Below are 15,178 nucleotides of genomic sequence, written 5' to 3'. Positions count from 1 at the left end.
GAGGTGTTTAGATGAAGTCTTATTTAGCAGCTGCTATTCAGATGAGCAGTGTACCCGATTTACACAAAAACTTAATAGAAGCCGAAGAACTAATTGATTTGGCTGTGCGTCGAGGTGCTGAATTAATCGGGTTACCAGAAAACTTTTCTTTCATGGGAGAAGAGAAAGATAAACTGGCACAAGCAGAGGAGATTTACCATGAAACTACCAAATTTCTCAGAAAAATGGCCCAGCGATTCCAAGTGACCATCTTGGGCGGTAGCTTTCCTCTCCCTGTGGAAAATACAGGTAAAGTATATAATACTACAGTCCTTATAGACCCCAGCGGTGAAGAACTCTTACGCTACCACAAAGTACATTTATTTGATGTTAATGTCCCCGACGGGAATACCTATCGAGAATCTAGCACTGTTGTAGCAGGTCACGAACTACCCTCAGTCTATTTCTCGGACAAACTTGGTAATATAGGATTGTCTGTTTGTTACGATGTCCGTTTTCCGGAATTGTACCGACATTTGTCAGATAAGGGAGCCGAGGTCATGTTTGTACCTGCTGCTTTCACTGCGTTTACTGGTAAAGACCACTGGCAGGTATTATTACAAGCAAGAGCCATTGAAAATACTGCTTACGTCATTGCACCTGCTCAAACTGGTAATAACTACGGCCGTCGCTATACCCACGGACACGCCGTGATTATCGACCCTTGGGGAGTAATTTTAGCCGATGCTGGTGAACAACCGGGAATTGCGATCGCGGAAATCAAGCCATCTCGCTTGGAACAAGTCCGTCGTCAAATGCCTTCCCTAGAACACCGGATATTTAGTTAAATGGAATTAACGCCCTCCTCACCTCCAGTGAGGAGATGCAAAACCCGATGCAGTGGGCACTATTTTTGTTATCTGATTTTACACGTTATCAGCTTGACTGTTACTGTTGAGTTTGAGAAAACTATCAAAGGCATACCAAGCCAACACATACCAAGGAATAATTTCCAGTTCTAAACCTTTAACCATCACTTGTCTCACCGCCAGAATACTCAGTCCCAGAGGAAACAGAAAGCGCAAATCAACCTCGCCACCTGTGGCGCGGTCAAATCGTCTATTTAAGTTAATAATTGTGCTTTTCATATCTTCTGCGGCTTCCGAGTTCCCCTCGGTAACATCAGCAAAAGTTACTCCTAAATCCAGTAATGTAGTTAGCACATTTTCTAGAGTAGAATTTTGACCATCATGGTTTATAATCACACTACCAGAATTAACATTAGTCCGCACCTGAGTCACATGAGGCTGTGCTTGCAGCATATGAGCAATACGTTGCATTTCTTGAGGGTGACGATGCAGGGGAGCAACTCTCAACCTCAGTCTGCCATGGGTTTCACTGATGATCTTAGTGCATATAGGTGTATGTGTGGTTTTCAAACTTGCTTGTTGCAAAATTTTGATCATCTTAGCCAGATGACTATAACTATTTGTCAACACACAGTCGCCCTCCCCTATTATACCCCATGTTCTGTTGTGCTCTGTGCAGATGGTTGAAATACTGGTGTTTCTCTGTCTTCAGCAATTTCAGCCTTAGCCTCGGCTATAATGTCTTCCCAGGTTTCCCCCATTTCTGCAAATGCGCCCCGGCTTTTTTCGTAGGCGAGAATTCCACCTTTGACTAGTGACTTGAGTATGGGTTTACCAATTCCGGTGACAACGGGAATCAGAACAGGTGCCAAGAGTACTGCCCCTATTCCGGCTATAATTCCAGGAGTACCAGCCTCTTCAACAAAATGAATAATTTTAGGTGCCATGATTATTTAACTCTCGGAAATGATAGGTAAGCCTTGTACCTTAATCTGCGGGGGTTATGATTTTTCGCAGATTTGAGCAGAGGTGTTCTGACTATACTCAGAACACTTACATAAGTTATGTTTATCAGTAATATGAAGTATAACCATTAGCCACTGGCTCCCATATCTGCCTGGAGAAATATCTTGTCAATGGTCAAAAATATAACTTTTGAAGCTGTGATTTATGTAGGGTTCTTCAGTAATTATGTTTAGATAACTCTCTACACGGTCAATAAACAACACACCGTCTAGATGATCATACTCATGTTGAAAAATCCGCGCTACAAAATCAGTTAATTCTTGCTTTTGTAACTTGCCATGTCGGTCAGTATATGATATCTCAATTGCTTGGTATCGAGGTACTAAGCCCCGAAGACCAGGAACACTTAAACAACCTTCCCAACCTGAAATAGTTTCCCCAGAGTGAGCAATTATTCTCGGATTGATCATGGCGGTAGGCTCCATAACCGGAGCGTGGGGATACCTGACATTGGGGCGGGAAGCTACAATAAATAAACGATAGGATGCGGATATTTGAGGCGCTGCAATTCCCACACCATGGGACTGGGTAACTGTGACAGTTAAGTTGTCAATCAGCTTTTGAATACTTTCATCTTGAGTATTTTCCACCCAAGTGGCTTTTTGGCGGAGTCTAGGATCGCCTAATTGAAGAATTTGTATTAGTTCAGACATAAGCAAGAATTTAACCTTGTCTTCTAGCTGGTAAAGGTGCTGGACTAACTTCTATGACTATCAGCTGTCCATTGCGTTCTACCTGTATTGCTAAAGGAATACCAATTCGGCTATTTTGTACCAGATTTTGTACTTCTTCAATTTTAGTCACAGGTTGGTTATTAATGCTTTGAATTAAATCACCAGATCTGAGTCCTCCCACAGAGGCGGGCGATCGCGGTACAATATCAACTAATAAAACACCTTGGTCTGCTCTCAAATTCAGGCCATTACGTGGGTCTAGATTGATGCTGGCTTTAATCTGTGGTGTTAAGGTCACCATTTGAATACCTAAATAAGGATGATCGACCCTACCTTTAGCGATTAATTCCTGGGAAATTCTTTTAACCGTGTTAATGGGAATAGCAAACCCTAACCCTTGAGCGCCGCGAATAATTGCAGTATTCATCCCAATTACCTCCCCACGGAAATTGAGTAATGGCCCACCAGAGTTTCCCGGGTTAATAGCTGCATCAGTTTGAAGATAGTCAACGCGCTTATCGCTGGCTCCAATATCACTACTAGAACGCCCGATAGCACTTAGTATACCAGAAGTAACAGTATTATTTAAACCCAAAGGATTACCAATAGCAATTACCGCTTCTCCTGGTTGTAAGGTATCAGAGTCACCTAGAGGTAAAACCGGCAGATTATTAGCCTCAATTTTGATCACAGCCACATCTGTAAGCCCATCTTCTCCGAGCACTCTACCGTCAAAAGTCCTACCATCCTTGAGGGTGACCATGACAGAATCAGCACCATCTACAACATGGGAATTGGTTAAAATTTCCCCAGATGAACTAATAATAAATCCGGAGCCGCTACCCCGCTCTACTCGTGGTTGTGAACTGCCAAACTGGCGTAAAAATGGATCCCTAGGTACACCACGAGATTGTACTATTCTTGACGCATCAATCCGGACTACACCACCACCCACCTTTTGTACAACTGCAACGACAAAGTTAGGATTTTGACCCGATGATTGAGTAATTACTGGGTTCGTCAGAGGCGGACTGGGATCATTTGCGTTTTGGGTCGCCACCTGAGACAGAGGATCATTTCTTTGACCATCAAGGGTTGTAGGGGCCTGAAAACGACAGCCTCCCAGAGACATTACTGCTACCCCACTCAGTAAGATCAACTTCTGCACCGGGCTTGATTCTCTCCTGTACACACCAACCAAGGTATCAATAATATCTTTAATTTTCATCTTCATTCTCTTTGTTTCTCCGTTGTAGTCAGTGGGTGGTAGGATATTGCCTACTGGGTATTTGCTGTGAATGATTGCGACTCAAAAACTCGTTTGCAGTCTAGAACTGATCAATACTAAATTAGTGCCTTCTGACGATTAGTAGCAAAGGTGGTAAATAATGACAATTCCCATTGATAGTCTCTGGAGTCAGGTGTTACAGCGCTTACAAATAGAATTATCCCGTCCTACCTTTGAAACTTGGATCAAAACCGCTCGCGCTGAGGGATTAGAAAATAATTGCTTGGTCATCATTACCCCTAATCCTTTTGCTCGTAATTGGTTACAAAAATATTACATCAACACCATTGCTAATGTAGTCCAGGATATTTTGGGTCATGAGGTGGACATCTACATTACGGAGGCTCAGGGTAATCAAGTCACTGATGGAGGAGAAGCAAAATTTACGCGCCAATTATCTAGTAAAACCATGACTCCTGAAACTCTTGCGCCCAAAATTTCACCCACTACCGATTTAAATTCTAAATACGTATTTTCCCGATTTGTCGTTGGTGCTAATAATCGCATGGCTCACGCTGCTGCTTTGGCTGTAGCAGAGTCCCCCGGAAAAGAGTTTAATCCTTTATTTTTATGCGGTGGTGTGGGGTTGGGTAAAACTCACCTGATGCAGGCTATTGGTCATTATCGCAGTGGCATTTCTCCAGATTCTAAAATCTTTTATGTCTCTACAGAGCAATTTACTAATGACTTAATTACAGCTATCCGTAATGATAGTATGCAAAGTTTCCGGGAACATTATCGGGCTGCTGATCTGTTGTTAGTGGATGATGTTCAGTTTCTGGAGGGTAAGGAGTATACCCAAGAAGAATTTTTCCATACTTTTAATACCTTACATGAGGCGGGGAAGCAAGTTGTACTCGCTTCTGACCGTCCTCCTCATCAAATTCCTCAACTACAAGAGCGTCTGTGTTCCCGGTTTTCTATGGGTTTAATTGCTGATGTGCAAACTCCAGATTTGGAAACTAGAATGGCTATTCTTCAGAAAAAGGCTGAATACGAAAATATTCCCCTTTCCAGGGATGTGATTGAGTATATTGCTTGTCACTATACTTCTAATATTCGTGAGTTGGAAGGCGCTTTAATTCGTGCTCTGGCTTATATTTCTATTTCTGGTTTACCTATGAGTGTGGAAAATATTAAACCAGTTTTAGAACGGGAAACGGAGAACCTCGCAGCTACTCCGGAGGGAATATTATCTGTGATTGCTGATACTTTTGCTATATCCATTGAAGACCTCAAAAGTAACTCCCGGCGACGAGAAATTAGTTGGGCGCGTCAAATCGGGATGTATCTGATGCGCCAACATACTGACCTGAGTTTGCCCAGAATTGGTGAAGAGTTTGGTGGTAAAGACCATACAACGGTGATTTATAGTTGTGATAAAATTGCCCAAATGCGGGAAAGCGATCGCACCTTAGCCACAACTTTACGTCAATTGAGCGATCGAATCAATATTAACAGCAGGAAACACCGACAATAAAGCCCTGAGTCCTCTGGACTAAAATCCTCTCTCAGGCAGAAAATTGTTTTCCCCGATTATTACTGTCATAATTGTTAAGCAGTGTCAAAAAAATATTAATGAAAGTATAAGAACAGATTAAAATCAAATTCATTTGGCCAAAAACTTAAGTCAAGTATAATTACTCTGTGGAAAAACTCAGATAGTTTTCCACAACTTTTCCACAGATAATCAGATGCAAAACCATTATTTCAACTTACTTTTAGGAAGTTTTCCACAATTTCCACAATATTTATGATTTGATCATAAAAATCAACAACCCACAAATACCGGCGAACAACCCTAGGTTCAAAATCGCCTGATTTCCCACTTACGGAATATTTTTATGAAATTAGTTTGTACCCAAAGCGATCTCAGTACCAACCTCTCACTTGTCAGCCGTGCAGTCCCCTCACGGCCCACTCATCCAGTCTTAGCCAATGTCTTACTCCAAGCGGATGCTCAAACTAATCAAGTCAGTTTAACCGCCTTTGACCTGAGCTTGGGTATCCGTACCAGTTTTAATGCTGAGGTATTAGAAGGGGGAGCTATAGCCCTACCAGCTAAACTACTTGTTGACATTACCTCACGCCTTCCAGAAGGGGAAGTCACCCTAGATGATCAATCATCCCTACAGTCGGAAACAGACGCAGAAGGTTTAAGTGTCACCCTCACCCCCAAAAGTGGACATTTTCAAGTCCGAGCCATGGGAGCTGAAGAATTTCCCGAACTACCAATTATTGACAAGGCTGAACCCATTCAAATCAGCACCGCGTCCTTAATTGAAGGATTACGAGGCTCATTATTTGCTACCAGTAGCGACGAAACCAAGCAAGTACTAACAGGAGTCCATTTAACAGTTAAAGAAGACACCCTAGAATTTGCCGCTACTGATGGACATCGCCTAGCAGTGGTGGAAACTACTAACGATAGTCCCCTAGGTGACCATCATCAACTAGAGGTGACAGTTCCAGCTAGAGCCTTACGGGAACTACAACGGATGCTAGGTCATAATGCTGTGTCCGATGATGCGATCGCCCTATACTTAGATCAAGGTCAAGTTGTATTTGCTTGGCAAAATCAACGGTTAACCAGCCGTACCCTAGATGGTCAATATCCCGCATATCGTCAACTGATTCCCCGGCAATTTGAGCGTGAATTGACCATTGAGCGTAAACAATTAATCAGCACCTTAGAGCGCATCGCCGTACTTGCTGACCAAAAGAATCATATTGTCAAAGTTAGCATTAACAGCGCCGCCCAGGAAATTACCCTATCCTGTGAAGCCCAAGATGTTGGTAGCGGTAGAGAGTCTATACCCGCACAAATATCTGGGGAAAATCTAGAAATTGCTTTTAACATTAGATACCTAATGGAAGGGTTAAAAGAATTACCATCTTCAGAAGTGCAAGTACACCTTAATCAAGCCCTCACCCCTGTAATTTTCACACCCCTGGGAGGTTTAAAAATGACCTACTTAGCCATGCCCGTACAGCTGAGAAATTAGCAATTAAATCTTAAATCTAAATAATTATCAAGTCAAAAGTAGAGATTTTTAGCTGATTTTCTCTCTACTTTTGCTTGATCAATAAAATTAAGCCTTTACATTGTCAGTAAACCGAATTTTGAGATAGTCGTCTTCCATCTTCGCTCCTCCTGGTTGTAAAGCTGCCAAGGCTTGGGGCAATACTAAATTACGCCGGTGATTGCCGATGGTAATATTTAATTCATCACCTGTTTTACTCAGTTGAACTTGGCTCTTAGGAATACCGGGTAAATAAAGTTCCAAACTATATTGGTTTTGCTCTTGCACAACTCTAATAGTTGTTTCTTTGTAATATACCTGAGTTGGGTCTTCATCCTTGTAGAGAGTTTCCTTTAACCGTTCTAAAGCTGCTAGGCCACACATCTCCTCAGAAAACAGGGGTACTTCCTTAACAGGTAGAGGCAGAAAATTATCATGTATTTCGTGGCGATATTGCTGCTGGTTGTCTTTCCAACGTTGGAAAAAGGGATCTTGCACCTCCGGGGGAATAATACGGTTAGCTATGACTAAATCTGTAGCCACATTATATAAACTCAGATAAGCATGGGCCCGCAGAGATTCTTTAATCACCATCTTTTCCGGGTTAGTCACCAGGCGCACGGAGGTTTGAGTATTATCAGTTAATACTTTTTCCAGGGCTTCAATTTGCTCATAAAATTCATAAGGTGCATCCATCACCTCTTTATCTGGGAGAGAAAAACCCGCAATGGGTCTAAACAAAGGTTCCACCAGAGGTCGCAACGCCACCGAGATATTTTGAAATGGCTTATAAAAACGGCGCATATACCAACCGCCCACTTCCGGTAAACTCAGCAGACGTAATGCAGTCCCAGTGGGGGCCGAGTCGATAATCAAAACATCAAAGTCCCCTTCGTCATAATGGCGTTTCATCCTGACTAAGCCAAAAATCTCATCCATACCCGGTAAGATGGCTAATTCTTCGGCTTGAACCCCTTCTAAACCCCTAGCTTGTAATACTTGGGTGATGTAACGCTTCACAGCACCCCAATTTCCTTCTAGTTCCTGTAGCGCGTCGAGCTCCGCACCCCACAAATTCCGGCGAATTTCCCTCGGTGCATGTCCCATTTCTAAATCGAAACTGTCTGCTAAGGAGTGGGCGGGGTCTGTACTTAAAACTAGTGTGCGATAGCCTAGTTCTGCACAACGCAGTCCAGTGGCCGCAGCAACGGAGGTTTTACCTACGCCACCTTTACCTGTCATCAAAATTACGCGCATGGATGATTACGTCCTGTTCAGGATTTTTACATTTATTTACATTATCAACTGTTTTCACAAAATAAATGCTTTAACCTTTTATGGTAGGAGATAGGTAAAAATGCTGTTTAATTACATCTAGGGGTGAACAGTACCAGTAATCTATGTGGGAAATAATTAGGCTAGCATCGTCGAGTGTTAATTCACTGCAGCCGGAGATGGAAATTCTCGGTTTCCAAGGTACTGGTGTATTCCAGCTGAGTGTCCACTCAGTTTTGATATTGTCTCCTAAAAGTTGAATATTATGTACTTCCATATGGGGATTAATAAACCATTTCTGGATGAATTTAATCATCTGCTCATAGCGTTTAATTCCCCGAAATTTGGTTAATGGATCTTGAAAGTAAACGTTTTCGGTATAAATGCTATATGTCTGATTCAGGGGAAATCTTTGATAGTCTTGTTTGAGAATTTCAATTATATCCATGAATTTGTTCAGATCTATCAAGGCTTTTCTTCTATTCAGGTGTAATCTCAACTTCGTTCCACAGACGTTCTAATTGACTCCACCAAGCTGTTAAAACTTGTTCTGTGTCTTGGGATGTTTGGTTATTTTCACCTAGTAATCCTTCTGCATAAAAACGTTCTAGGTTTTGCATTGTCCCTTGCAGTGATTGTCCTTGCTGCTTCGCTGTCTGGATAATTTGCCGAATGCGGGTTTCCATCAGACGATGAAAAACGTTATCTAAACCAGCTTGATATAAAGATACTACTCGGCTGATGGCACTGGCAAAATCTTCACTCACCAAAGTTTGACTATTATGTTGATACACTGCCCAAATTACACTATCAAACAAAGCATAACGTACTTCTTGGGTATCATCAAAGTTCGCTTCTAAAAATTGCGCTAAAAATGGTTGGGCTTGTGTCAGTGGAACAATAGGCAGTAAAATTCTTAACCATGTATTATCTTCAGATAGTAGCACCAATAACCGAAAATTAGAGCTTTCCACCTGCCACGATCCAGGTGCGATCGCTTTAATTTCCGTGCTGCTAAATAATTTTGTCAGCGTCCCTGCAATTTCTTCTGGTGTCATAGTCCGTTTTGAGTCTCTAGTCTCTAGGTTAACGCTTTGTGAGTATTCACTAGGCCTTTATGTGGGAAACTACTAGAAATATAGTAAATATAAATGGTAAAACTCTTCTAGGGTGGGTAGGAAAGCCCGCCCTTCTACTCAGATTAAATCTGCTGTCAGTACAAATATTAGCTAACTTTAGATAGGTTTTATCGGAATACTTAATCGTGGCAGAAGAAAAAGCGTATTGGCTAGCTTGGGCGCAAATTTCCGGGGTGGGTCCAGTGTTAATGCAACGGCTTAACCAGCATTTTGGCAACCTCTCTACAGCTTGGAATGCTAGCAAAGCCCAGTTAAGAGAAGTTGAAGGTTTTGGTTCTCTGACCTTAGAGAAAGTAATTGCACAGCGCGAGGGTGTAGTTCCAGAACAATTACTCACCCAACATCACCAAGAAAACCCCCATTTTTGGACACCAGTGGAGCCAGATTATCCTCGGTTATTACTGGAAACTCCCACCCCACCCCCAGTTTTGTATTATCGGGGTCAAGTGGATCTCCAGGAGAATCTGGGACAAACACCCATGGTGGGAATTGTGGGAACGCGGCGACCTTCAGACTATGGTATTCGTTGGACTCGCCAAATTAGTGCAGCTTTGGCTAAAAATGGCTTTACAGTGGTATCTGGGATGGCGGAGGGAATTGATACAGAAAGTCATTTGGCGGCGATGAAAGCAGGGGGAAGAACCATAGCAGTTTTAGGAACCGGTGTAGATGTCATTTATCCCCAAAAAAATCGCGATTTGTATAAACAGATTTTGAGTCAAGGGTTAGTAGTGAGTGAATATTCCGCCAAAACCCCACCAGACCGCACTCACTTTCCCCGGCGTAATCGGATTATTGCTGGTTTAAGCCGTGCAGTTTTGGTTATGGAAGCGCCTGCTAAGTCTGGGGCTTTAATTACGGCTACCTATGCTAATGAATTTGGTAGAGATGTCTATGCATTACCGGGAAGAATCGATGATTATCCATCCCAAGGGTGTTTAAAATTACTCAGTCAAGGTGCTTCTTTGGTTCTCAGGGAATTAGACGAACTGTTAACAATGCTCGGAGCTATCCCCAAACTGGATACCATCGACACTACACCCATCCCGGAACAGGTTCCACAAAAGGTAAAATTACCGAGTTTACAGCCAGAACTACAGCGAGTTATGGATGTCATTGACTCTGATATTTTACACTTTGATTTAATTGTGCAAAAAACAGGGATGAATACAGGCTTAGTTTCCAGCACATTATTACAGTTAGAACTTATGGGGTTAGTTTGTCAACTCCCGGGAATGCGTTATCAAAAGACTTAAATTTTACTCCTAGAACTGTGAATTTACTAAATGTTTTTTTGAGTTTACATGGTGAATTACCCGATTTCTCTGGTGAGGTTGGGTAACCCAGAATCATTTTTCCCCATATTCCATACCGTTAGCTGTAGCATAGCGGTGCAAAAATCTCATCACTCTTTCCCAATGGTCATCTTGCTCAACTTCAAATTTACACTCTACTCTTTGTAATTCGTCCCCCTCATCACCGCCGAAAATAAATTTAGTTCCCGAAGGGGTAACCCTAATTTCCCCCTCTTCATCGGTTAATAGTAAAGAATTTAAAGATTTTTTGGTGAAGCTGTTGAATCTTACCAAAGCTTGCAGTTGACTGAAACTCATCACGACGATCCGTTTACCAGTGCGGACTTCCCGCCGCAGACTGATGTTACTGAGTTCTTCAAAAATACCCGCAAAGAATTGGATGGAAGGGGTGGTAGATGTCATGAGCGATTGGGTAAAAGTTATCTAGAAGGGAATGGTTGTGGAGTCGAGAAGGGGGTGTGAGTACTAGGGGGGATAGTGTTAACCATATTGGGAGATACCGGGGGGGTAATTAATTGATTGGGTGGGGGATTCTGATTAAATTGTTGGTAAGCAGCCCTAGAAATAGAGCTAATTAGTTTTTCAGCTTCCGGGTGATTGTGGGGGCGTTGTATCATCACAGCCGCAATGTAGCGTTTACCTGTGGGGATATCAATTAAACCCACGTCACCCAACATAGTGCCAATATCACCTGTTTTGTGGTGTATTCTTGCCTCTGATCCTAAACCGGAGGGTAGGAGATGATTGCGCTCTGTACGACGCATAATATCAAGGATAAGGTCCCGCGATCGCATACTGACTAAATTCCCCTGATTTACCATAGCCAGCAAATTCACCAAATCCCTGGGGCTAGTGGTATTGGTTCCTGATAAATCCGGGAGGGGATTACGAATAGCTGTAGCGGCGAGTCCCCAAATTTGAAACCGCTGATTTAGGGCTTCCATACCTCCTAATCGCGCAATCAGCATATTAGTAGCAGTGTTATCGCTGATTGTACTCATGCGAGTAGCGATTTCCATGGCGCTATACTGAGTTCCCACTTTTTCATATTGCAGATTTCCCGACCCACCGGCGATCATATTTTGTTCCATGGTCAGCATTTCATCCAGGCGGATTTTACCGGCATCCACATCTTGGAAAAAGGCGATCAGAAGTGGTACTTTAATGGTGCTAGCAGCCGAAAAACTGCTTGCTCCATTCACATCTACATAGCCACCAGTCCCTAAGTCTACCAAGAACACCCCTGGTGTGAGATTGGGGTTTCCATTAGCCAGATTTTGGATAGCATCTTTCAAGGGGGTAATTTCCTGGGATAAATATAAACCAGGAGAGTTATGTATAACTTGCTGCTGATTACTCCCCAGATTAGGGTACTCTGTTCTAGAATGACTGGGCATACGACTAGCGGGGTCTAACACTGACAACACCGTCCCCACAATCGCACCGACACCCACTCCAACAATCAACAAACGCAAAGCATATAACATGGTTCTAGCCATGGGCTTTAACCGCGTTTTCCGCGATACTCGTCTGCCCCTTTTTGGCATTGCTGGGTTGTTTCCCCGGACTCTTTTTACTTGTGCTTTAGTCCCTTTCTGATGTGGGATGGGTTTTACCCCTGTGGGCATGACTAGCACTGGTTGAGAGCGGGGGATATTATAATTGTGGGGCGTGAAGGCTACTTCTTGTTTGGGAGAACGCTGCTGATGAATAACTTTTACTTTTTTCTTCACCACCTTTTGGCCGTTACTCTGACGTGGACGGCGGTTTGTCGGTTGACTGCGCGAAAAGTTTCTTAGTTTGCCACTTGAATCTGACACTGTTACTCCTTGTCACCCACTCGAATGTTTCGGGTGCCAACTCCCGATAGCTTGCGTGGCGTAGCCATACCAAAACTTACCAGTAGCCTTTTCATGTTTAGTGTAAGCTATTTTGACTGTTTTCAGGGGATAATTTCGTAGATTTTCTGAGGTTAAATCATCAGTTTTGCTGATGACTCTTGGTTTTAATCACCCATTCTATCTGTCGGAGGATACCGCGCAACATATCTACCTCCTTCCTTTGCAGGTGCGCGCGATTATACAATTGCCGGAATTTAGCCATGCGACTAGCGGCTGTATGGGGATACAAGTAACCAATATCTAGTAGTAGAGATTCTAACTGCTGATAGTAGTTTTCTACTATATCCAAAGATGCCAGTTCCAGGCTGGGAGGTGGCGTTGTCGGTGGTGCTGTTTGTGCTAGCTCATAACAGCAAATACCCACAGCTGAGGCTAAATTCAGGGATGAATAATTGTCACTGGTGGGAATGCGAACAAACCTCTGAGCATAATTGAGTTCTTCATTGCTTAAACCCCGGTCTTCTCTACCAAAAATGAGGGCGGCGGGGTCTTCTGGTGACTCTAATAACCAGGGTAGGGCGCTGCGGGGATTTTCTAAGGGTGTGTCCCAATCACGTACCCGTGCTGTGGTGGCGATCGCCCGGACACATCCATGCAATGCTGCTGATAATGTGGGTACTAATACCGCAGATTCTAAAATCTCCTTGGCATGAACTGCCATTTTCATGGCTTCCGGTGACAGTGGTTCGCATTGGGGATTGACTAAGACTAGGTTATGTAAACCAAAATTCTTCATTACCCTGGCGATTGACCCTAGGTTCAAGGGTCCTGCTGGTTCCACTAATACAATTCTTAAGTCAGCCAATGCCATTTTTTGCCTCCCATCATCCCTATCATCTGTTTATGAACTTTGTGCATTTTACCGGTAGCTTGTATAGCGTCACCATTAACTTGCTATACAATTCCAGTTAAATATCTGACTATATCTGATTATATTTTTATCATTTAAACCTTATACCAAAGTAATCACCCCGTTGCTAACATCGGATCAGGTAGTTAGCGTATAACAAAAGGCCAAGATCAGGTGTTGAAGACCCTATTAGTAATGACCGTTGGTTTATTACCTTCTCTGTTTTCCCTGTGGGTGATTCGTAAAACCCATTCTCACCTGACCCGACGGATGAGACAAGTAGCTACTCAGTCACAAACACCCATTCAAAGGGATCTGCTTGCAGCACCGCTTCGCGATCGCTATTATTTGGAAGGTGTGGGTTATCTCATCGGTGATATTAGTTGTAAATTTAATGCTCGCTCTGGTTATATCCGCTGTGCTGTTAACCCCAGTGGTCCTTGTGGGGGTTGTCGTCATTATCAACAACGATAATTAGTAACTACGGAAAACCTGTGTTAATTAGTATAAGTGCTTTCGCTGTTATGTAACAAAGGTGGGAATGACCCACCTCACATTTAAGCCTGGAAACCAGCAAAAAAGTCCAGGGTTTCCTGCAAAGCCTTGATGAAAATATCAATTTCTTCGCGGGTGTTATAGAAAGATAAACTTACCCGTGCGGTTCCCGGTAAACCTAAGTAACGGTGCAAAGGTTGAGTGCAATGGTGTCCAGAGCGAATAGCCACACCTTCTTGATCTAATAATGTCGATAGGTCATTAGGGTGGACATCTGCAGCTGTGAATGCAGCTAAAGCAGCTCTACCTTCTCCTTCGGGGTCAGGTTGGGGACCATAAACTTGAACTTGGGGTATTTGGGCTAATTTCTGGAATAAATAAGCGGTGAGTTCCGCTTCGTAGGCGTGGATTCTATCCATGCCAATATTACTAAGATAATCTACCGCCGCCCCTAGGGCAATCGCCTCAGCAATAGCGGGGGTACCGGCTTCAAATTTATGGGGTAATTCTGCGTAGGTAGAATGGTCTAAATACACATCAGCAATCATCTCACCTCCACCGAAAAATGGTGGCATAGATTCCAACACTGCCAACTTACCATACAAAAAACCAATACCAGTGGGGGCGCACATTTTGTGACCAGATGCTACCAACCAATCACAGTTTATTGTCTGTACATCCACGGTCATATGAGGTAAACTTTGACAAGCATCAACCAAGAATTTCGCACCATATCTGTGAGCGATAGTGGCAATTTCTGCGACTGGGTTAATGCAACCTAAAGTATTAGAAACATGACAAACTGCTACCAGTTTAGTTTTGTGGCAAATTAGCTGTTTAAACTGCTCTAAATCAAAACTACCTGTGGGTGTCAACTCCACAAACTTTAACACTGCGCCGGTTCTTTGTGCTACCAATTGCCAAGGAACAATATTACTGTGGTGTTCCATCACCGACAGGATAATCTCATCCCCCGGTTGCAAATTGTTCATACCCCAACTGTAAGCTACCAAATTAATGGCTTCACTGGCGTTGCGAGTATAGATGATTTCCTGACGTGACGCAGCGTTAATAAACTTACCGACTTTATCTCGTGCTGCTTCATAAGCATCAGTGGCCTTAGCGCTGAGGGTATGAGCACCGCGATGCACATTGGCGTTATACTGTTCGTAATAATTCCGTAGGATATTTAACACGAACACAGGTTTTTGAGAAGTAGCAGCATTATCCAGATAAACCAAAGGTTTACCGTTAACTTCCTGATGTAGTAGGGGGAAGTCAGGGCGAACTTTGTCAGCTAGGGTTTTGGTAGGGGTGAAAGTCATGGGTAATTAGTCATTAGT

Annotated in this window: 16 protein-coding genes; 5 read left to right on the top strand and 11 right to left on the bottom strand. The window is 43.1% G+C overall.

All coding sequences use genetic code 11. The features are described from left to right. Window positions 1-11: 11 nt before the first annotated feature. Entirely contained in the window at window positions 12-827 is an 816-nt protein-coding gene (locus IM676_RS17670; RefSeq protein WP_200988092.1) for a carbon-nitrogen hydrolase family protein, read from the top strand. Between the two features lie 78 nt (window positions 828-905). Here IM676_RS17670 and IM676_RS17665 read toward each other — a convergent pair whose 3' ends face one another. From IM676_RS17665 to IM676_RS17650, 4 genes are all read right to left on the bottom strand, one after another. Beyond that, a complete protein-coding gene (locus tag IM676_RS17665; RefSeq protein ID WP_200988091.1) occupies window positions 906-1,478 on the bottom strand; it encodes an HMA2 domain-containing protein in 573 nt (190 codons plus the stop codon). Window positions 1,479-1,495: 17 nt separating this feature from the next. After that, the gene (locus IM676_RS17660; RefSeq protein WP_200988090.1) at window positions 1,496-1,795 is read right to left on the bottom strand and encodes a DUF5132 domain-containing protein; all 300 of its coding nucleotides are present in this window, start codon (window positions 1,793-1,795) and stop codon (window positions 1,496-1,498) included. Window positions 1,796-1,981: 186 nt separating this feature from the next. Beyond that, window positions 1,982-2,527, bottom strand: a complete 546-nt coding sequence (gene def, locus IM676_RS17655; protein ID WP_200988089.1) for a peptide deformylase — start codon at window positions 2,525-2,527, stop codon at window positions 1,982-1,984. 10 nt (window positions 2,528-2,537) lie between these two features. Next, window positions 2,538-3,776 carry an HhoA/HhoB/HtrA family serine endopeptidase gene (locus IM676_RS17650; protein WP_225880393.1) on the bottom strand — a complete coding sequence of 413 codons (1,239 nt, stop codon included), beginning with the start codon at window positions 3,774-3,776 and terminating at the stop codon, window positions 2,538-2,540. A gap of 160 nt (window positions 3,777-3,936) precedes the next feature. On the opposite strand from IM676_RS17650, the gene dnaA reads away from it, so the two are divergent. Together dnaA and dnaN are read left to right on the top strand one after the other, a co-directional pair. Continuing rightward, window positions 3,937-5,316, top strand: a complete 1,380-nt coding sequence (gene dnaA / locus IM676_RS17645) for a chromosomal replication initiator protein DnaA (RefSeq protein ID WP_200988087.1) — start codon at window positions 3,937-3,939, stop codon at window positions 5,314-5,316. A 364-nt stretch (window positions 5,317-5,680) separates the two neighbouring features. Beyond that, the gene (gene dnaN, locus IM676_RS17640; protein WP_200988086.1) at window positions 5,681-6,841 is read left to right on the top strand and encodes a DNA polymerase III subunit beta; all 1,161 of its coding nucleotides are present in this window, start codon (window positions 5,681-5,683) and stop codon (window positions 6,839-6,841) included. Between the two features lie 87 nt (window positions 6,842-6,928). On the opposite strand, the gene IM676_RS17635 is transcribed toward dnaN, so the two are convergent. The 3 genes from IM676_RS17635 to IM676_RS17625 all read right to left on the bottom strand — a co-directional run bounded on the left by IM676_RS17635 (window position 6,929) and on the right by IM676_RS17625 (window position 9,192). Further along, window positions 6,929-8,116: a TRC40/GET3/ArsA family transport-energizing ATPase gene (locus IM676_RS17635; RefSeq protein WP_200988085.1), complete on the bottom strand. Its 1,188-nt coding sequence runs from the start codon at window positions 8,114-8,116 to the stop codon at window positions 6,929-6,931. 70 nt (window positions 8,117-8,186) lie between these two features. After that, complete coding sequence (locus tag IM676_RS17630) at window positions 8,187-8,582, bottom strand: DUF2358 domain-containing protein (RefSeq protein WP_200988084.1); 396 nt, start codon at window positions 8,580-8,582, stop codon at window positions 8,187-8,189. A 31-nt stretch (window positions 8,583-8,613) separates the two neighbouring features. After that, on the bottom strand, window positions 8,614-9,192 hold the full coding sequence (locus IM676_RS17625; RefSeq protein WP_200988083.1) for a hypothetical protein: 579 nt from the start codon (window positions 9,190-9,192) through the stop codon (window positions 8,614-8,616). 206 nt (window positions 9,193-9,398) lie between these two features. Between IM676_RS17625 and dprA the strand changes: the two genes are divergently transcribed. After that, window positions 9,399-10,529, top strand: a complete 1,131-nt coding sequence (gene dprA / locus IM676_RS17620) for a DNA-processing protein DprA (RefSeq protein WP_200988082.1) — start codon at window positions 9,399-9,401, stop codon at window positions 10,527-10,529. 93 nt (window positions 10,530-10,622) lie between these two features. Here the strand turns inward: dprA and psb28 are convergent, their stop codons facing one another. From psb28 to IM676_RS17605, 3 genes are all read right to left on the bottom strand, one after another. After that, entirely contained in the window at window positions 10,623-10,991 is a 369-nt protein-coding gene (gene psb28, locus IM676_RS17615; RefSeq protein ID WP_200988081.1) for a photosystem II reaction center protein Psb28, read from the bottom strand. A gap of 17 nt (window positions 10,992-11,008) precedes the next feature. Next, complete coding sequence (locus IM676_RS17610) at window positions 11,009-12,409, bottom strand: serine hydrolase (protein WP_200988080.1); 1,401 nt, start codon at window positions 12,407-12,409, stop codon at window positions 11,009-11,011. A 160-nt stretch (window positions 12,410-12,569) separates the two neighbouring features. Further along, on the bottom strand, window positions 12,570-13,301 hold the full coding sequence (locus tag IM676_RS17605) for an RNA methyltransferase (RefSeq protein WP_200988079.1): 732 nt from the start codon (window positions 13,299-13,301) through the stop codon (window positions 12,570-12,572). 213 nt (window positions 13,302-13,514) lie between these two features. Here IM676_RS17605 and IM676_RS17600 point away from each other — a divergent pair, with 213 nt between their 5' ends. Further along, a complete protein-coding gene (locus tag IM676_RS17600; RefSeq protein WP_200988078.1) occupies window positions 13,515-13,814 on the top strand; it encodes a DUF6464 family protein in 300 nt (99 codons plus the stop codon). An 83-nt stretch (window positions 13,815-13,897) separates the two neighbouring features. Here the strand turns inward: IM676_RS17600 and IM676_RS17595 are convergent, their stop codons facing one another. Next, the gene (locus IM676_RS17595; RefSeq protein WP_200988077.1) at window positions 13,898-15,160 is read right to left on the bottom strand and encodes a SufS family cysteine desulfurase; all 1,263 of its coding nucleotides are present in this window, start codon (window positions 15,158-15,160) and stop codon (window positions 13,898-13,900) included. Window positions 15,161-15,178: the final 18 nt, after the last annotated feature.

This window comes from Anabaenopsis elenkinii CCIBt3563 (assembly GCF_015245355.1).
In the GTDB taxonomy this organism is placed as follows: Bacteria; Cyanobacteriota; Cyanobacteriia; order Cyanobacteriales; family Nostocaceae; genus Anabaenopsis; species Anabaenopsis elenkinii.
This window is presented reverse-complemented; position numbering and strand designations above follow the sequence as displayed.